14 protein-coding genes and 1 tRNA gene are annotated in these 18,043 nt (G+C 74.1%); 9 read left to right on the top strand and 6 right to left on the bottom strand.

Annotation, left to right across the window (positions count from 1 at the left end):
• Nucleotides 1-268: 268 nt before the first annotated feature.
• Genes ACFZB9_RS02505 through ACFZB9_RS02495 form a run of 3 tightly spaced genes read left to right on the top strand, consistent with a single transcriptional unit; the run spans nucleotide 269 to nucleotide 4,972 of the window.
• A complete protein-coding gene (locus ACFZB9_RS02505; RefSeq protein ID WP_391443069.1) occupies nucleotides 269-1,402 on the top strand; it encodes an HpcH/HpaI aldolase/citrate lyase family protein in 1,134 nt (377 codons plus the stop codon).
• Nucleotides 1,377-3,968: a phosphoribosyltransferase gene (locus ACFZB9_RS02500; protein WP_391443067.1), complete on the top strand. Its 2,592-nt coding sequence runs from the start codon at nucleotides 1,377-1,379 to the stop codon at nucleotides 3,966-3,968. The genes ACFZB9_RS02505 and ACFZB9_RS02500 overlap by 26 nt, the downstream gene beginning before the upstream one ends.
• A complete protein-coding gene (locus ACFZB9_RS02495; protein WP_391443066.1) occupies nucleotides 3,965-4,972 on the top strand; it encodes an HAD family hydrolase in 1,008 nt (335 codons plus the stop codon). The genes ACFZB9_RS02500 and ACFZB9_RS02495 overlap by 4 nt, the downstream gene beginning before the upstream one ends.
• Nucleotides 4,973-5,019: 47 nt before the next feature.
• Here ACFZB9_RS02495 and ACFZB9_RS02490 read toward each other — a convergent pair whose 3' ends face one another.
• From ACFZB9_RS02490 to ACFZB9_RS02475, 4 genes are all read right to left on the bottom strand, one after another.
• On the bottom strand, nucleotides 5,020-5,712 hold the full coding sequence (locus ACFZB9_RS02490) for a hypothetical protein (RefSeq protein WP_391443064.1): 693 nt from the start codon (nucleotides 5,710-5,712) through the stop codon (nucleotides 5,020-5,022).
• Nucleotides 5,712-5,936, bottom strand: coding sequence for a hypothetical protein (locus tag ACFZB9_RS02485; RefSeq protein ID WP_391443063.1), 225 nt, complete (start codon nucleotides 5,934-5,936; stop codon nucleotides 5,712-5,714). Before ACFZB9_RS02485 ends, ACFZB9_RS02490 begins: the two co-directional genes overlap by 1 nt.
• Nucleotides 5,937-6,020: 84 nt before the next feature.
• A complete protein-coding gene (locus ACFZB9_RS02480) occupies nucleotides 6,021-6,242 on the bottom strand; it encodes a zinc ribbon domain-containing protein (protein WP_391443062.1) in 222 nt (73 codons plus the stop codon).
• Between the two features lie 64 nt (nucleotides 6,243-6,306).
• Nucleotides 6,307-7,707, bottom strand: coding sequence for a hypothetical protein (locus tag ACFZB9_RS02475; protein ID WP_391443060.1), 1,401 nt, complete (start codon nucleotides 7,705-7,707; stop codon nucleotides 6,307-6,309).
• A 120-nt stretch (nucleotides 7,708-7,827) separates the two neighbouring features.
• Between ACFZB9_RS02475 and ACFZB9_RS02470 the strand changes: the two genes are divergently transcribed.
• Nucleotides 7,828-7,899, top strand: a tRNA-Val gene (locus ACFZB9_RS02470).
• A 165-nt stretch (nucleotides 7,900-8,064) separates the two neighbouring features.
• On the opposite strand, the gene ACFZB9_RS02465 is transcribed toward ACFZB9_RS02470, so the two are convergent.
• Nucleotides 8,065-8,244, bottom strand: a complete 180-nt coding sequence (locus ACFZB9_RS02465) for a hypothetical protein (RefSeq protein ID WP_391443058.1) — start codon at nucleotides 8,242-8,244, stop codon at nucleotides 8,065-8,067.
• 72 nt (nucleotides 8,245-8,316) lie between these two features.
• Nucleotides 8,317-8,487, bottom strand: a complete 171-nt coding sequence (locus ACFZB9_RS02460) for a hypothetical protein (protein ID WP_391443057.1) — start codon at nucleotides 8,485-8,487, stop codon at nucleotides 8,317-8,319.
• A gap of 225 nt (nucleotides 8,488-8,712) precedes the next feature.
• On the opposite strand from ACFZB9_RS02460, the gene ACFZB9_RS02455 reads away from it, so the two are divergent.
• Genes ACFZB9_RS02455 through ACFZB9_RS02435 form a run of 5 tightly spaced genes read left to right on the top strand, consistent with a single transcriptional unit; the run spans nucleotide 8,713 to nucleotide 18,038 of the window.
• Nucleotides 8,713-11,367: a lantibiotic dehydratase gene (locus ACFZB9_RS02455; RefSeq protein ID WP_391443056.1), complete on the top strand. Its 2,655-nt coding sequence runs from the start codon at nucleotides 8,713-8,715 to the stop codon at nucleotides 11,365-11,367.
• Nucleotides 11,364-13,145, top strand: a complete 1,782-nt coding sequence (locus tag ACFZB9_RS02450; protein WP_391443055.1) for a hypothetical protein — start codon at nucleotides 11,364-11,366, stop codon at nucleotides 13,143-13,145. Before ACFZB9_RS02455 ends, ACFZB9_RS02450 begins: the two co-directional genes overlap by 4 nt.
• Nucleotides 13,142-15,088, top strand: coding sequence for a TOMM precursor leader peptide-binding protein (locus ACFZB9_RS02445; RefSeq protein ID WP_391443053.1), 1,947 nt, complete (start codon nucleotides 13,142-13,144; stop codon nucleotides 15,086-15,088). The genes ACFZB9_RS02450 and ACFZB9_RS02445 overlap by 4 nt, the downstream gene beginning before the upstream one ends.
• A 20-nt stretch (nucleotides 15,089-15,108) precedes the next feature.
• A complete protein-coding gene (locus ACFZB9_RS02440) occupies nucleotides 15,109-16,326 on the top strand; it encodes a nitroreductase family protein (protein ID WP_391443052.1) in 1,218 nt (405 codons plus the stop codon).
• Nucleotides 16,323-18,038, top strand: a complete 1,716-nt coding sequence (locus ACFZB9_RS02435) for a thiopeptide-type bacteriocin biosynthesis protein (protein ID WP_391443050.1) — start codon at nucleotides 16,323-16,325, stop codon at nucleotides 18,036-18,038. The genes ACFZB9_RS02440 and ACFZB9_RS02435 overlap by 4 nt, the downstream gene beginning before the upstream one ends.
• Nucleotides 18,039-18,043 lie beyond the last annotated feature (5 nt).

The raw sequence follows: 18,043 nt of genomic DNA, 5'->3' as shown, positions 1-18,043 counted from the left end.
GCGAATTCCATGTTCCCTGCCGCTGCCAGGTCTCGCCATGGACCGTACGATGGCGGCCGAAGGGGGTGCGAGCTGCGGAATCGAGAGTTTCGGCCCGTCCGGCCGACGGTTCGTCGGGCACGTCGGTTCGTGGGGAAAGCAGTCGGTCCCACTCGCGCCGAGCCGCTCGTCCGTTCCGTGGTCCGCCGCCTCGTCCGCTTCACCGGTCGGTCCGCTGACTTCTCGGTTCCGCTCTGCCCGTTCGTCGTGACGCTCCTGGGAGTGCATTTTGCGCCATTTCGGCCACCTCGGCGTGGACGTCCGCCGCCGGCTCTTCCTGGTCGAGCCGGCGGCGTTCGACCGGCATGCCCCGGCGGCGACGCTGGCCACCGCACTGGGCGCCACCCTCTACCTGCCCGCCACCCGCCCCACTCTGGTGACCGATGTGCGCAGGCAGGCGGCCCGCGGGGTGACCTCGATGGTGCTCTGCCTGGAGGACGCGATTGCCGACGGCGAGGTGGCGGCCGCCGAGGCGAACGTGGTCGACGGGCTGCGCGCGCTGGCCGGGCCGGTGTCGACCGGGGTGCCGCCGCTCGTGGGGTTGCCGCTGCTCTTCGTGCGGGTCCGGGACCCCGAGCAGATCGGTGTGCTGGTCGGCCGGTTGGGCCCGGCGGCCCGGCTGCTGAGCGGCTTCGTCCTGCCCAAGTTCACCGAGGAGAACGGCGGACACTACCTGGAGGCCGTGGCCGATGCCGAACTCGCCTGCGGAGAGCGGCTGTTCAGCATGCCGGTGCTGGAGTCGCCGGAACTCGCCCATCTGGAGCACCGGCGCTCCGAACTGCTGGGCATCGCCGCGCTGTTGGCGAAGTACCGGGACCGGGTGCTGGCCGTCCGGCTCGGCGTCACCGACCTGTGCGCGGCCTACGGGCTGCGCCGCTCGCCCGAGTCGACCGCCTACGACCTGGCCCTGGTGGCCGGGGTGATCGGGGACGTGGTCAATGTGCTGGGCCGGGCGGACGGCAGCGGGTTCACCGTGACCGGGCCGGTCTGGGAGTACTTCCCGCTCGGGCGCACCGGGGCGGAGCTGACCGGTCTGCTGCGCGAGCTCGCGCTCGACCGGGTCAACGGGCTGCTGGGCAAGACCTGTGTGCACCCCAGCCAGGTGCCGGCAGTGCACGCCGGCCTGGTGGTCGGACACGAGGAGTACTGCGACGCGCGCGACGTGCTCAACGGCGCCTCCGAGCGCGGTGGGGGCGTGGCGGGCTCGGCGTACGCCAACAAGATGAACGAGGTCAAGCCGCACCGCGCTTGGGCGGAGCGGGTACTGGGGCGCGCCGAGCTGTTCGGGGTGGCCCGGGCGGGGGTCGGGTTCGCGGAGCTGTTCGCGGCCTGCCGGGATGCGGAGGTTCGTGGTGGGCGCTGACGTGGGTGACGGTGCGGTGTGGTCCGGGCAGTGGGTGACCGAGCGGCTGGGCATGGAGCTGGCGGGAGACCCTGAGCTGACCGATCTGCTCGGGCTGGCGGTCCGGGACAATCCGAAGCGGGCGCAGTTGCTGGTCTCGCAGGTGCTCGGCAAGCATGTGCCGCAGCGTCCGGGGCTGGTGCTCGGCGCCGGGCGGCGGCTGGGTGCGGCCGTGCGCGAGCGGCTGAGCGGCAGGGCTGATCCGCTGGGGAGCGCGCTGGGGGGTGCCGCGCGCGCTGCCGGGCCGGTGCTGGTGCTGGGCTTTGCCGAGACCGCGACCGGGCTCGGCCACTGCGTGGCCGACGAGCTGGACGCGCGCTATCTGCACTCCACCCGGCGGCCGGTGGCCGGGATGCGGCCGGCGGCCGGCTTCGAGGAGGAGCACTCGCACGCCACCTCGCACTTGCTGCTGCCTGCCGATCCCGAACTGCTCGCAGGCGGCGGGACGTTGGTTCTGGTGGACGACGAACTGTCCACCGGACAGACGGTGTTGAACACGATCGAGGCGCTGCACCGGAGCCGGCCGCGTCGGCGCTACCTGCTGGCGGCACTCGTCGACCTGCGCGGCGACGCCGACCGGGTGCGATTGACCGAGTTCGCGGCCGAGTTGGGCGCGAGCATCGAGGTGGTGGCACTGGCCCAGGGGCGGGTGCGGCTGCCTGTGGGCGCGGCTGCGCGGGGGCAGGAGCTGGTGGCGGCGCTGGGTGCGGGCGGGGGCTCGGGGTCCGGCGGGGCGTCGCGGGGCGAGCTGGTGCGGGCCGAACTGCCGTGGCCGGCCGAGGTTCCCGAGGGCGGGCGGCACGGGTTCCTGCCGGCGCAGCGCCGGGTGCTGGAGGCGGCGCTGCCCGAGCTGGGGGAGCGGCTGGCCAAGGAGCTGCTCGGCAGCGAGCGGCGGGTGCTGGTGCTGGGCTGCGAGGAGTTGAGCTACGCGCCGCTGCGGCTGGCGGAGGCGCTGGCGGAGGCGCTGGAGACGGCCGTGGACTGCGCGGGCGCGTCGGTGAGCTTCTCGACGACCACGCGCTCGCCGGTGCTCGCGGTGGACGACCCCGGTTACGCGATACGGACCGGGCTGGTCTTCCCCGCGCACGGCGCGCCGGCCGAGGGCGGCGGCACCCGCTTCGCCTACAACGTGGCACCGGGGTGTGAGGCGGCGCGGCGGTTCGACACGATCGTGCTGGTCGTCGACGCCGCGTCCGACACGCCCGAACTGCATGCGACGGACGGGCTGTTGGACCGGCTGCGGATGGTGACGGACCGGGTGGTGCTGGTGGTGCTGCCGGTCTGGTGCCCCGGCCGGGGCACCGTGCCCTCGGCCCAGCCGTCGCCGGCTCCGTCGGTTCGGCTGCCGGCGGGTGCGTTGCGGACGGGTGCATCGCAGACGGGTGCGCTGCCGATGGGGTCGCTGCCGGTTCCGCTGCGTGGCCCGGCGTTCTCCTCCTACCCGGCCGAGGAAGTGGGCTGGCTGCTCACCGATCTGTCCGGCGTCGCGCTGGAGGCGCCCACCGAGGAGCGGGAGGAGGCCGTGCAGTCCGGCGGCGCCCACTACGCGGAGTCGTTGCCGGTGGAGTACCACCCCGGCCCCGAGTACCTGGAGCTGTTCCAGCAGGCGCTGCGCGGCTCGGCCCGGCGGATCGCGCTGGCGGTCGGCACGGTCGCCGAGACGCTGGTCCGCGAGCGCGGCCGTGGCCTGGTGCTGGCCTCGCTGGCCCGGGCCGGCACCCCGGTCGGCATCCTGATCCGCCGCTGGCTGGCCGCCGAGCACGGCTTCGACGCGCCGCACTACGCCGTCTCGATCATCCGCGGCCGGGGCGTCGATCCGGCCGCCCTGCACTATCTGACGGATTGTCACGATCCGCGTCAGGTGGTCTTCGTGGACGGCTGGACCGGGAAGGGCGCGATCACCCGGGAGCTGTCCGAGGCGCTGGCCGGAACCCCGTTCGACCCCGACCTCGCGGTGCTCGCCGACCCCGGCCGCTGTGTGCGGACCTTCGGCACCAGGCAGGACTTCCTGATCCCGTCCGCCTGCCTCAACTCGACGGTGTCCGGCCTGATTTCGCGTACCGTGCTGCGGGCCGACCTGATCGGTCCCGGCGACTTCCACGGCGCCAAGTACTACCAGGAGCTGGCGGCCGCGGACGTCTCGCGCGCCTTCCTGGACACCGTGACCGAGTGGTTCCCCGAGGTCCGCCGGGAGGTGGCCGCCGCCGAGCCACCGGCCGACGCGGACCGGGCACCGACCTGGACGGGCTGGGCCGCGGTGGAGCGGATCAGCGCCGAGTACGGGATCGGCAGCCTCAACCTGGTCAAGCCCGGCGTGGGTGAGACCACCCGGGTCCTGCTGCGCCGGGTGCCGTGGCGGATCCTGGCCCGCCGGGGCGCGGGGGCGGACCTGGACCACGTCCGGCTGCTGGCCGCGCAGCGTGGCGTGCCGGTGGAGGAGGTGGACGAGTTGCCCTACTCCTGCGTGGGCCTGATCCATCCGACGTTCAGCCGGGGCGCGACCGGGCCGACGGGGCTGGCGGTATGACGGAGCGTCGCAGTGGGTCGCCGATGTCGGCCGTGTCGGTGTCGGCCGCCGTGTCGGGGGCGGTGGTGCCGGGGTCGGCTGCGTCGGTGTCGGCCGCCGTGTCGGGGTCGGCTGTGCTGGTGGCGAGCGATCTGGACCGCACGCTGATCTACTCGCTGCGCTCGGCCGAGCTGCCGCCCGGATCGCCGGTGCGGCTGCGCCTGGTGGAGCGTGACGGCGAGGGCGCTCCGCTCAGTCATCTCACCGAGCGGGCAGCCCAGTTGCTCGCCGCGCTGGCCCGGGAGGCGGTGGTCGTACCGGCCACCACCCGCACCGTCGAGCAGTACCGGCGGATCCGGCTGCCCGGCCCGGCAGCCGGTGGCGGCGGGGCCCACTGGTGCCCGCCGTACGCGGTCTGCGCCAACGGCGGCCGGCTGCTGGTCGCGGGCGAGCCGGACCAGGACTGGGCCGCCGTGGTGGCGTGGCGGCTCGCCGAGCACGCCGCCCCGCTGCCCGAGGTGGCCGAGCGGCTGGCAGCCGGCGGTGCCGGCGCCGGCGGCAGTGGCGCTGACGGCAGCGGCGGTGCTGCTGGTGGCTGGCTGCTGCGGCAGCGGGTGGCCGAGGGTCTGTTCGTCTACGCGCTCGTGGATCGTGAGCGGCTGCCCGCCGCCTGGCTCGACGAGTTGACCGCCTGGTGCGCGGAACGCGGCTGGACCGTCTCGCTCCAGGGCCGCAAGCTCTATGCCGTCCCCCGCGTGCTGACCAAGAGCGCCGCGGTCGCGGAGGTGGTCCGCCGCCAGGGTGGCCGGGTCACGGTGCTGGCGGCCGGGGACTCGCTGCTCGACGCCGACCTGCTGCTCGCCGCCGACCGTGCCTGGCGCCCCGGCCACGGCGAGTTGGCGGAGCGGGGCTGGACCGGTCCGCGGGTGACCGCGCTGGAACAGCGCGGCGCGCTCGCGGGCGAGCAGATCCTGAGTGCCCTGCTCGCCCACGTCCGAAGCCTGACCGGCCGGATCACCGGCTAGGGCCTGTCGCCCTTGTCCGGCGGGCCGGGCCTGCTCCCTGGTGTCAGCTAGCGCCGCTTGCGCTTCTTCTTGCTCCGGTTGTCGGCGCTCGGCTTGGCACCGTTCAGCGGGCCGGGCGCCGGCGGGTTCGCCGCGGCCTCGCGCAGGCCGATCCGGCGGGTCTGCCAGACGGTCAGCTCCCACAACCCGATCGCGACGCCGACTCCCGCGACGCCGACGGGGAGGGAGCTGAAGTCGGCATCGGCGGGTTGTGGGGCCAGCCAGCCGCTCGGGTCCACCAGCAGGTCCTCGGTGGTGCCCGCGTCCTCCGTGCCGTTGCAGCCCATGTCGACGATATCGGCGTGGTCCATCGGCTTGCCGTCGGTCCGCTTCAGCCTGCAGTGGTAGATCGGGCCGGTCTTGCCCTTGGTGGTGTACACCGAGGTGATCCGCACCTCGGTGCGCTGTCCCTGGCTCTGCATCAGCGCGGCCTGGAAGACCAGCCCGGAGCCGAGCACGGCGGCCAGTCCGATGATCAACCCGGCAAAGAACACCCACCCCTTGGTCGCGGTCGCCATCAGCACCGCGATCGCGAGGGTCACGGTCAGCACACCGAGGAGCAGCGCCGCCGGAAACCAGTCCGGGCTGGTGCCGAGCACGCCGATGCCCACCATCAACAGGGGGACGAGCGCGGCTATCCGGGCGAGCCGCCGCACCACGTGCGGGGGCCAGGCCACGTTCTTCCGGGACCCGGGCGCCATCAGCGGCCCTCGAACCGGCGCAGCCCGGCCCGCCGGGACAGCCAGACCAGCAGCTCGAAGAGCACCAGGACCACCGGCAGTGCCCACGCGGCGATGTCGATCCCGCTCCTGTCCGGATCGGCGGCCGGCAACGACAGCCCGACGATCACCGGCGGACCGAAGAACGCGATCGTGGTGAGGTGGCGGACCTGCCGGGACGAGGTGGCGGTGGCTGTTCGAGGCACGGCGTCAGTGTGACGAACGGGGGCGTCAGGCGGAAGAGCGGGGTCCGTTATGACAGCCGTCGATGGAACGTCCGGCGCAGGAGACTAGCCGCAGCAGCCCCCACCGCAGCAGCCACCACCGCCGCCACCGGCGGGCGGCTGCGGGGCGCTGCCGCCGCCCGCGCCGGTCACGGCGACGGTGGAGAGCAGCTTCACGGTGTCCGGGTGCCCCTGCGGGCAGGTCGCCGGGTCGTTGGCCTGGGCCATGGCGCGGCGGAGTTCGAAGGTCGCACCGCAGGAACGGCAGCGGAAGTCATAGCGTGGCATGCCCGCAGCGTACCCGGCCGGGGCGGGCTCACCCCGGCACCGGCCGATTCCGTGCGAAGCCCGGCTACTGCCGGCCGAGCTGACCGCGGATCAGCTCCACCACCTCGGCCGCCGTCGCGCGCACCCCGTCCAGCTCGGTGAGGAAGTGCCAGTAGTCCGGGTGCCGGCCGGCCGCCGTCAGCGCGGCGACCGCCCGGTCCAGCCGCCCCACCGCCGCGTCCAGCGGTCCGGCATGGCGCGGATCGGGTGCCTGGCGGCCGGCCATCGCCAGCCGCTGGGCGTCCCGCAGCGCGAACCGTGCGCGCTGCACCTCCGCCTGCGGATCACGCTCCGCCTCGTTCAGCCGGCGCAGCCGGTCGGCCACCGCGGCCACCGAGCCGTCGGCCGTCTCCAGCAGCGCCCGCACCGTTCCGAGCACCGTCGCCGCGTCCGCCCACCGCTGCTCGTCGCGGGCCCGCGCCGCCTCCGCAAGCCTGGCCTGCGCCGCCCGGCCCGCCTCCGCGACCTGCCGCGGCACCTGCTGCAGGTCCTGCCAGCAGCCCGCCGAGAACCGTCGGCGCAGCTCGCTGAGTGTCGGCTCGACCGTGCCGGCCTTGGTCTCCAGCGCCTGCACCCGGGTCCGCAGGCTCGCCACCCGGCGGTCGATCTCGCGGGCCCGCTCCGGCCGCTGCTCGGCGTCCGCCAGGATCGCGGCCGCCCGCAGGCGTACGTCCTCGGCCCGCCGCAGCGTGTCCGCCACGCCGTGCCGGGCCGCGCCCTCGTTCAGCTTGGTCAGCTCCGGCCGCAGCTCGGCCAGCCGGGCCGCCAGGTCGTCCGCGCCCAGGCCCGCCGCCCGCACTGCCTCCAGCCCGCCGCCGGCCGCCAGCAGCGCCCGCTTGGCCTGCTCGACCGCCGGTGTCACCCGCACCAGCTGAGCCTCCGCGTGCTGCACCAGCGGCTGCAGGCGCTGCAGGAAGTTCGCCAGCTCCGCCTGCTTGGCCGCCAGCTCGCGCTTGGCCTGCTCCAACTGCTGCCTGGCCTGGGCAGCAGCACCCGGCGCCAGTTCCGCGGCCTCCAGGTCGACCGCGTCCAGCGCCGCCAGGTAGGCCATGGTGACCTGGTTGATCCGGCCGCTCAGATCCTGGAAGTCGGCGAGTGCCTGGCGCACCGAAGCGCCGTCCTCGGCGGCCCGCACCGTCTCGACGGCGAGTTCCACCTCGCGCTGCGCGGAGTCCAGCTCGTAGAACGCCTCCTGCGCTGCGTCCCGCGCGGCCACCGCCGCCGCCCGCTGCCCGTCCTCCCCGCGCCGCCACCAGGGCCGCCCACCGCCGGCCCCCGGCCCACTGAAGGACCCGGCCACCGCCACGAGGACCCCGGCCATCGCCACGGGTACCACCAGCAGCTCCGCCGTGACCCGCCCCGCGTACCCCCGCGTGCTACCCGCCCTCACCGCGCGCTCCCTGCTCCACCGAACTGGAGCCCTCATTCTCCCCGATCACCCCCCTCCTCCCCAGCCCCGCCCCGCACCCTGCACCGCGCCGTACCCGGGACCAGGTACTCTTACCTTTCACCGCAGGACCCCTCACCCGGGACCACCATGCGGCGGGGGTGCGTAGCTCAGTGGTAGAGCGCCGCTCTTACAAAGCGGATGTCGGCGGTTCGAAACCGTCCGCGCCCACCCAGAACGAACATGTTCATCAGGTCGATCGACCTTCGTTCGGTCGATCGACCTTCGGCACACCTGCCGCACACCCGGTCGGCCTGCCATCGCGGCCGCCACCGCCACGCCACGGATCGCCGGCGGTATGGGCAGGTGCCTTGAGCGCCTGCCCATACCGTCAGGTCAGTCGATCTTGATGGGGATGGTGCAGCAGCACGAGCAGGTGCTGAAGGCGAGGGCGGTATCGGGCTTCGTTGCCGAGTCGTTCATGCTGACCACGGTCAGCGCGCCGAGGTCGAGGTCGGCGAGGTCGAACTCGTCGGTGATGGTGCTGATGTCGAGGTGACTGATCGTCTGGGTCATGTCTGTCCAATCCGGTTGTTCGGTCGTGCTGTGGCCGTCGGGCCGGTTCCGTTCGGGTGGTTGGGCGTCACCTCACATGCTCTGGTGCCAGGTGCAGGAGCAGCAGGAGCTGCCCGCCGAGGCGGTGACGGGCCCGGACTGCTCGGCCGAGTCGCGCATGCTGACCACGGTCAGCGCGCTGAGGTTGAGGTCGCCGAGGTCGAACTCGTCGAGCAGGCTGGTGGTTTCGACGATCTGGGGCATGACGCCCTCCTTCGGGTCGGACCGGACGCTACGTGTCCGGTCCTTCCACACTGTCGGCCTGTGGCCCCTGCCTGGCATCGGTAGAAGTACCTAATCGGTTTACGCAAGCTGCGCGGGCCTGATCTGCCGGAGTCGTCCGTAGACGGTTCGGTAGTTCTACCGATGCGGCCGGGCGGGGGCGGCTGCGAGCCTCGGATCACACGATCCGGCAGCCGAGGAGTCCAGATGACCGACACGACGGTCGCCGCAGCGGATCTGCCGGCCGCCTCGCCGGGCGCGGTGACGGTGGCGCCGTATGCGGTGGTCCGGACGGTGGCACTCCCCGCCCCGCAGCCCTCGTCGATCGCGGGCGAGTTCCGCGAGCACGTCGGACGGCTGGTCGACCTGATCGTCCGGTGCGAACAGGCCGGTCCCGAACTCTGCGACACCCTCTACGAACTGGCCGGATCCGCGCCGTCGGATGCCCGCAGACGGGTGCTGGTTCCGCTGCGGCGTGACGTGCACAACCGCCGATCGCCACGGCCGCCGCTGCGGGCCGCACTGGCGGACCTGCCCCGGCAGGTGCCGTTGCTGGACGAGTGGCTGGCCGCGCGCGACGAGATCGACCGGATCGGCGAGCTGCTCGACACGCTCACCGGCCCGGCCCTGGAGAGTGACCGCACCGCGCTGGCCGCGCTCTGCCGGTCCGAGGACCTGCAACGCGCGGTGGCCCTCACCAGTTCGGATCTGCTGCGTGCGGTGCGACGTGCGGCCGCGCAGGGCGCCGCCCCGGACGGCCGTGCCCGCAAGTCCGAGGCCACCGTGCTGCGGTACGCGATGCGCGCCGTCACCAAGACCGCCCCGCTGTCCTGGTTCTCGCACGTCGGCTGGGGCCGATGGCACGAGGACGCCGACGGACCTGAGCCGGGCCCGGGCCCGATCCGGTCGATCCCGGAGGGCGCGGCCGATCCGTCCGCGGTGACCCGGGTGGACCGGTGGACGCTGGAAGCCCTGGTCCAAGCGGTTCTGCGGCGCCCGGAGCTGCGCGAGGCAGTGCACTACCAGCTCGTACCGGGTCTGCGTTCGGACGGCTCGCAGGTGGTCTACCGCCGGTCGCCCCCGGGCGACCGGACCTCCCCCCGGGCGCTCCCGGAGGAGCAGGTGTTCCTGCCGCTGAACGCGCCGCTGCGCCATGTGCTGGCCGCCGTCGGGGCCGGTGGCGCGGTGCGGCCGGCCGAGCTCACGGCCGGGATCGCCGGCCGGCTCGGCGGCCCTCGGGAGCAGGCGGAGCACGCCGCAGCGGCGTACGTCGCCTCGCTCATCGACCAGGGGCTGCTTCAGCCGGCGTATCCGGTCGACCCGCAGTCGACGGACGTCGTCCGCGAGCTCAGCGGCTGGCTGGTCGACGTCGGGTTCGCCGACCTGGCGGCGATCCTGGCCGAGATCGGAACGGACACCGAGCGGTACGCGCGGCTGCCCGCGCAGGCCAGGCCCGCCTGCCTGGTCAGGATCCGTTCGCACTGGTCACAGGCGTTCGCGCGGGTCGGCGCCGAGCCGGTGAGCCACCGGGTGCCGCTCACCGAGGACGTCGCCGTCCGCACGGTCCTGGACCTCGGCCTCGGCCACGGAAGTCAGGTCCTCCCGGACATCGCCCGACTCGTCCCCCTGTTCGAGGTGTTCGACGAGTACGCGGTGATCCGCCGGATGGCGCGGGACCGGTTCGTCGCACGGTTCGGCGTCGGCGGGAGCTGCGGGGCGGTCGGTGACTTCGCCGAGGAGCTCGCCGACACGTGGCGGGCACTCGACCTCGTCGACCCGGCCGGCACGGCAGCCGACGCCGACGGCGGGCCGCCCGTCGGCCGCGAGCTGCGGGATCTGCTGCGGCTGCGTGCCGAGCTGGCCCGCGCCGTCCCGGCCGCCGTCCCGGTCGGCGAGGTGGTGCTACCGGAGGAGGTCGTCGTCGAGGCCGGGCGTCGAAGGCCGCACTGGCTGCGGAAGCGCCCGGCCTCGTACGGAGTCTTCGTCCAGCCCGTCCCACGGGACGACGGCTCCACCCGACTGTGCGTCAACCATGTCTACGGCGGTTGGGGGCGTTTCACCAGCCGCTACCTCGAATACCTCGACCCGGGCGCCAAGGCACTGGTCTCGGCCCGGATCGGGGACGCACTTCCCGCGACGGAACGCGTCGCCCAGATCCGCCCGGTGTCCGGCTTCAACGCGAACCTCCACCCCCGACTGGTGGCTGATGAGGTGTCGGAGACCCCGGCCTGGGCAACGCTGCGGCCCGAGCAGCTCCAGCTGGTCCACGACGCCGCCGACGACCAACTCCGGCTGCGGGTCGCCGCCACGGGCGAGCTGATCAACGTTCTGTACCTGGGATTCCTCGCCCCGTTCGTCCTGCCGGGCCGGCTGATGCCGATGCTGAACGACCTGGGGTCGGGCGTCGTGGATCTCGGGAAGGGCCTGGTGGCGACTCGGAGCCGGGACACCGCCGTGGGCCGCATCCGGTACCGGCCCCGGCTGCGCTACCGCGACGTGATCGTGTCCCGTGCCAAGTGGCGGCTGCCGGCCGAGCTGGTACGGGACTGGCGCGCCGACCTCGACCAGGAGCCACCCGCAGCGGCCGCGTCCCGCTGGCGGGCTCAACTCGGGCTGCCCGAGCAGATCTTCGTCGCTGCGGCGCCTGCCGAGGACGCCGGCGGGCTGAGCGCGGTCATGTCCTTCTTCGAACAACCCAAGTCCCAGTACGTGGACCTCGGCAGTGCCCTGCACCTGCGCTGCCTGTCGCGCACCCTCGCCCGCTACCCCGGCGGCGTGATCGTCGAGGAGGCGTTGCCGGAGCCGAGGCCGGGCGCACGCACCGTCGAGATCGTCGCCGAGACCTACAGGAGTCACCCGTGACAGCCACATCCCTTGCGGTGGAGCGCGCCATGGACCGCGCGGTGGTGCTGCGACTGCGTCCGGTCGTGCACGCCAGTCCGGTGCGCGACGGAGTTCACGTCCGGGGGGCGCGGTCGAGTTTCACCATGAACGGCGGTTCGGGGCTGTGGCGGCTGTGGCAGGCGGTCTCGGTGGCCCTGGCCGACGGCCGTTCTCGCGAACAACTGCTGGAGCTGGGCCCCAACCCCGCCGTCCGGGCCGCAGTGGCCATGATGGTGCGGCAGTTGGACGAACACGACATGCTGGTCGCGGTGCCTCCGGGCTGGGGTGAGTCGTTCGGCCCCGCCGACCCGCCCGCGCGGATCGCCGGTTGGCTGGCGGCGGTCGCACCGGATCCCGCTGACGCGTGGCAGCGGCTCAGGTCCGCGTCGGTGACCGTCGGCGGGCCCGGCCCGGTCGCCGCCGCCGCTGCCCGGGCCCTCGCGGGCGCCGGTGTGAGGGTGCGCCGACCGGAGCAGGCCGGTGGCGAGGTGACCGCGCCCGTCGTGCTCGCCACCTGCGAGGCGTCGGTGGTGGCGGCGGTCGGCGGCGAAGTCGGCTTCGTGGCACCCGTATCCGCAGTCCTGACGTCGGCGGACCTGACGTCGGCGGACCTGACGTCGGCGGACCCGACGTCGGCAGTCCCGGTGTCGGCGGCCCCGTCCGGATCCGCCGCAGCGGCATGGGGCCAGGCCGCGGCGATCGCCGACCGGATCGGGCTCCGGGCCGGGACGCCGTCGCCGGTCGTCCTCGCCGCGCTGGTCGGCGGCGCCGCCGCGCATCGTCTGGTGTGCGGGATCGCGGGTCTGCCCGACCCCGGCGAGGACACGCCGGCCGACGCACCGCCGCCGGCCGCGTTCCGCCACCCGACAGCCCTCGTCGCCCGTCTCGATCCGCTGCGTGCCGAGTACCACCCGTGGTTGGCCTGCGCCGAGCGGGCACCTTCGGTGGGCGGGCGGATCGACCTGGACGCCGCGCTGGCCCGGGTGGCGGCGCTGGGGGACCCGGAGACCGGCGTACTGCCCGTCCTCGAACTCGACGACCTGCCGCAGCTCCCGGCCGGACTCGCCCGGTGCCGGGTCGGCGCCGACCTCGTCTGCGGCATCGGCCCTGATGCCGGCACGGCCCGGCTGAGTGCTGCCGTGGGTGCCGCGGAGCACCTGGTCGGCCTCGCGGATGGCGTGGTGGGCGCCGACAGCACCCACGCCGAGGGTGTTCTCCTGCGCCGGTGGGTCCACCGACGTCACCCGCACCCGCAGGGCACGGAGTTGGACGGCCGCGAGTGGGCGTCCCCTGAGGCCCGACGCTGGTTCAAGGCGGTGACCCTGCGCTTCGGGGTCCGGGCCGAGCTACGAGTGCGCCGGCTGGCCGATGGTGTCCATCACGCCGAACTGCGCACCCGCAGTGAGCTGTTGGGTTGGGCCGTGGAGGCCGGCCCGGCGGATGCGGCGGCGTTCTGTGCGCTGGCCGCAGCCGGCGCGCTGCAGTGGCGGGCCGCCGGCGGGAACCCGTCGGCAACGGTTCACGCACCCTGTGGTGCCACTCCCACAGCCGCCACGGACGGGCAGCACCCCGCGCCCTGGGACGGCGCCACGGGGGTCTGGCCGGCCGGCGCGGCTGAACGGGAGGCCGCCCTGCAACAGGGGCTGCGTCGTCTGCTCGGCACCCGTGCGCCGTGCGCCGCGCCGGCCGCGCCGAACACACCGCTGACCCGGGCGCTGGCGGCCGCCGGTTTCGCTGCCCTGGAGGTCACGCCATGACACAGCGGTTGGCCGACCTGCTCGCCGCCGAGCTGGCCGACTCCGGTCAGCCGTGGCCGGTCCTGGACCTCGCGACGGCCCTGAGCACCACTGCGGAGGCCGGTGCTGCTGCCCCGGTCGCGATGGTGGCACTGGACGAGTGGACCCCGGACCAGGCCAACGCCCTGTCCGCGCACGCCTGGCGGACCGGAGCCACGCTGCTGCCCGTCCGGGTCGACGGAACCACGGCGCTGATCGGGCCGGTGCTGCACCGCGGCGCCCCGGCCTGCCTGAGCTGCGTGGAGACGGAGCGACTCGCGACCATCGGCGGCCGTACCCCTCGGGACCAGGGCGATCTGCTCCTCGGCGGCGTCGCCGCGCCGACCGTGCTGCCCGTGCTCGCCGCCCTCGCCGCTGCTGCCCTGGCCGACCCCGCCGGCCGGCCGGGCACGGTGTGGGCGGTCCGTTCCGAGGACGGCGCCTGCACCACCCACCGGTCCAGGCCTCGCCACGGTGGCTGCCCGATCTGCGGGCCGCTGCCCGAGGACACGCGGGAGGGGGCCAGGTTCGCTCCTGCCCGGCTGCCGCTGCCCGATCCGTACCGGCTGCGTCAGGACAACCCGGCCACCACCGTGGCAGGGCTGCGCTCCGCGCTGCTCGACCGGAGGCTGGGACCGGTGGCGTACGTGTCCCGTCCTGACAGGTACCCGATAGCCCTCGCCAACGCCGAGGTGGTCGGCCCCTGGGAGGAGCGCGAGGGCGGATACGGCCGCGCGTCGACCTTCGCCGACGCCGAACGGATCGCACTGTTCGAAGCGGTCGAGCGGATGACCGGGATGACTCCGCGTGGCAAGCGCACCGTGCTGCACGGGAGCTTCGCCGAGCTCGGGCCGGAGCGCGCGCTCGATCCCGCCCGGCTGGGGCTGTTCGAGCCGGAGGTGGTGGACTCGCCGTCGTTCCGGCTCGCCCGCTACACCCCGGACCTGTCCATGAGTTGGGTGTACGGCTGGTCGATGGGCGAGGACCGGGCGCTGGCGGTGCCCGAGCAGGTGGCGTACTGGGGCCTTACCGAGGCGCCGGACGGTGGCGGGTCGGCGACGTTCGTCCAGGAGAGTTCCAACGGCTGCGGCCTGGGCAACAGCCTGGCGGAGGCGGTGCTCTACGGCCTGCTGGAGGTCGCCGAGCGGGACGCGTTCCTGATGGCCTGGTACGCGCGCACACCGCTGACCCGGGTGGCGACTCCCGGTGACGACCCGCTGGTGGGCCACTTCGTCGATCGGCTCGACGCGCTCGGCTACGACCTGCTGCTCTTCGCGGCCGACAACGACTTCGGCGTTCCGGTGGTGGCCTCGCTCGTGCTCTGCCGCGACGCCCGGTCCTCGGCCCCGCAAGCGTTCTTCGCGGCCGGAGCCCATCTCGACCCCCGGGAGGCGATCCGCTCCGCCGCCGTCGAGGCGGTGGTCAACCTCGAACTCGCGGCGGAACAGGCCCGCGCCCGGCCCGCCAAGTTCGACCGGGACCGCCTGCGGCCGATGCTCGACGAGCCGGGGCTGGTGGCCGCACTGGACGATCACATCGGGCTGTACACGCTGCCCGAGGCTCGCGCGCGCTTCGAGTTCCTGCTCGCGGACGGTGCGCCTGCCCGACCGTGGCAGGAGGTCTGGCCCGGCAGGCCGAAACCGGTGGACGATCTCGGCGCCCTGCTGACGGAGCTGGCCGCCCAGGTCGTACGGGCCGGCATGGACGTCGTCGTCGTCGACCAGACGGACCCGGTGGTGCGCGAGGGCCTCGGTCTGTACGCGGCGAAGGTGGTGGTGCCCGGCGCGCTGCCGATGACCTTCGGTCATGTCCACCGCCGGACCCTCGGTCTGCCACGGCTGCTCGACGTGCCGTGGCAACTGGGCCGGCTGGCGGCTCGCCCCCGGTACCAGGACCTGTCCCTCGACCCCCATCCCTTCCCTTGAGCGCCGCCGAGCGGGTTCCCTTGAGCTCCGCCGAGCGGGCCGAGCCGGCCGAAGCGATCCGCACCGAGTTGGCCGCCGCCTACGCGCACGGACCCGGCAAGGCGGTCCGGGCGCCGCGCTGGACCGCACCCCCCGTCAGGAACCGCCGAGCGCACTCCGTCGGCCTGAGCCGCCTCGCGGACATCCCGCTTCTGGGCCCCGCCCTGGTCCGCACGCTGACCGCAGCGCTGGCCCCCCGCCGGTGGGAGCCCTGGAACATGTACAACGACCACCGGGCCTACCCGTCCGCGCGCTCCGCGTACCTGGTGGACGCGACGCTGCGGCTCGGCGCGGATCGCCGGCCGATAGACCCGGTCAGACTCCTCCTGGAAGGAGCCGAACCCCTACCGGACCCGTCCACCGTCACCTCGGCCGCCATCGAGCTGACCGTCGATCCCGGGAGGCTGCCCGACGGGTACGGCACCCTGCGTGACGCGCTCGCCCTGCTGGAGGCGGGCCACCTCGGCGGGGCTCTCGTCGAGGCGGGCCTCGCCGCCGGGCTGGCCGCGCAGGCCCGGGCCCGGGGTGCCGGGGGAGCGTCCGGCGTGGTGACGGAGGTGACGCTGAGCCACGGCACGGCGGTGACCTGGTCGTGGGAACGGGTGGTCGCCGCACGCAGTTCGGCGCTGAGCCCGCTGGGCCTGTCCGCGGATCCCAGGCCGCTGCCCGCCGAGATCCTGCAGCGCCTGATCCGGGACAGCCGGCCGCCGGAGGGCTCGTTGGCCGGGCCGTCCGGTGCGCACGGCCTGCGACACAGGCTCGCCGTCCGAGGGGTGACCGGCGTCCGGGACGGGTTGTACGCACTGGACGAAGGCGGGCTGGTGCTCATCCAGCCGGGTCGGGTCACCGAGCGGATCCAGTCCGCGTTCGGGCTCGGCCCAGGTGACGTCGACGTGGCCGGGATGAACGTGGTCTGGGTGATCACCGCCGATATCGGGGCCGTGCTCCGTGGCCAGGGCCCCGACGGCTACCCGAACACGTTGATGAGCGCGGGGGCGACCGCGCAGCACGTCTGCTCGGCGGCCGCCGCGGCCGGACTGTTCTGCCGTCCGGTGCGCAGCTTCGACGAACCCGCCGTCGAGGCCACCGTGCAGGCTGACCCCGGGGAGGACCTCGTCTACATGCTGCTGATCGGCCGCCCTCGGGCCCTGGACTTCTGCTACGACCTGACTTCCCCGGAGGATCCGACATGGCCGTGACTCCACCTCCCTGGCGCAGCGCGTACTGCTTCCTGCGCTGGCGGCCCGAGCACACCGACGCCTTCCTCACCGAGACCCTGGCACCGCGGATGGACGCCCTGCGCACGGCCGGCCGGATCGAGGACTGGTTCTTCATCCGCTACTCCGAGCACGGGCCCCACCTACGGATCAGGGTCCTGGGAGCCGGCCCGGCGACGATGCGCGAGCTGTGCGAGCAGCTGACCGAAGCCGTACGGGCCGCGCCGTACCCGGTCGAGCCGTACCCGGTCGAGCCGGCCGCCCGGCGGGCCACCGGTGACCCGCAGGTCCCGCGCGAGCACGGCGAGGTGTGCGAGACGGCCTACGAGCCGGAGACCGAACGCTACGGCGGCGCCGCCGCGCTGCCGATCGCCGAGGAGGTGTTCTGCCGGTCCAGCGCGATCGCCGCAGCCGCCGTCGCTCGCACCCCCGAGCCGGCCAGGCGACTGGCCGCCGCAACGGACTTCGTGCTGGCCACCGCGGTCGCGCTCGACCTGGACCCGCTCGGCGCCGTCCGGTGGCTGCGCCGCAGCGCGATCGCCTGGCGGGGGCACCCCGGCACCACGGTCCTGGCACCGACCACCGTCCAGGGCTCGGCACTTGACGTGGCGCAGGCCCAGTCCGCAGCCGTTCTCCGGCGCTGGCACGACATCCGGGCATCGGACACTTCCGGCACTTCCGGCGCTGCCGGCGCTTCCGGGACGCGGTTGCGTGACCAGTGGGCCGCCTGCGTCAGGGCGGCGCGCGCACGACTGGAGCCGGCGTCCGAGGTCGGCCGGGAGCGCTGGCTGCAGGTCTGGTCCTCCCAACTGCACATGCTCCTCAACCGGATGGGTGTGCTGCCCGACGAGGAGCGCTCGCTCCAGTGGTTCATCGCCTCGTCCCTCCTCGCCCCGGAGGGGGCCACCGACTTCTTCGCCGACCACCCGGCCGCCGTGGACCGCCGCTACCTCGACGCCAGTAACTTCGCACCGAGCCGGATGCGGTGGCAGCGGCCGAGGAACGTACCCCGGGTCCCGAAGCAGCCGCCGCACAGTCCGTTCGCCGGACCGCCGGTGGCTCTGCCGGCCGGAGAGCCGCCGAGCATGCCACTGGGTGAGGCGATGACCCGCCGGGCGAGCGCGCGCGGAGAACTCGGCACGACCATGGCCGCGCAGGAGCTCGGCACCCTGCTGTGGTCGGCCTATGCCGGAGCGGCCGAGGCCGATGCCCGTGGTTGGGTGCCCCGCCCGTACCCGAGTGCGGGTGCGGGCTACGTCGCCCGGCTGCGGCTCATCGTCCGCGACGTCGACGGTCTGCGCCCGGGCATGTACGAACTCGATCCGGCGACCAGGACCCTGCTGCCGATCGGGGCGGCTCCCACGACCGACGACCTGGAGGCCACCTACGTGGGGTTCGGGCGTCATGAGTCGGCCGACCCGTACATCGACGTGGCGGTGCTTCCCGCCATGGTCGGCCTCTATGTCGACCTCGGCGCCCTCCGCGAGCGCTACGGGCTGCGCGCGATGCGATTCGCCTTCCTGGAGGCCGGACACCTCGCGCAGAACCTGGGCCTGACCGCGGCGGCCACCCAGCTGTCCGTGGGCGTGGTGGGCGGCTTCTACGACGACATCGCACACGAGGTGTTCATGCTGGACGGCGTCGACGAGGTACTCGCCTACCTCCTGCCCGTCGGTCGGCGCCGATCCGGGTGAGGCGG

The sequence above is a fragment of the Kitasatospora sp. NPDC008050 genome, from assembly GCF_042957465.1.
Classification (GTDB): domain Bacteria; phylum Actinomycetota; class Actinomycetes; order Streptomycetales; family Streptomycetaceae; genus Kitasatospora.
The sequence above is the reverse complement of the archived record's forward strand: the minus strand, read 5'-3'. Positions and strand labels throughout refer to the sequence as shown.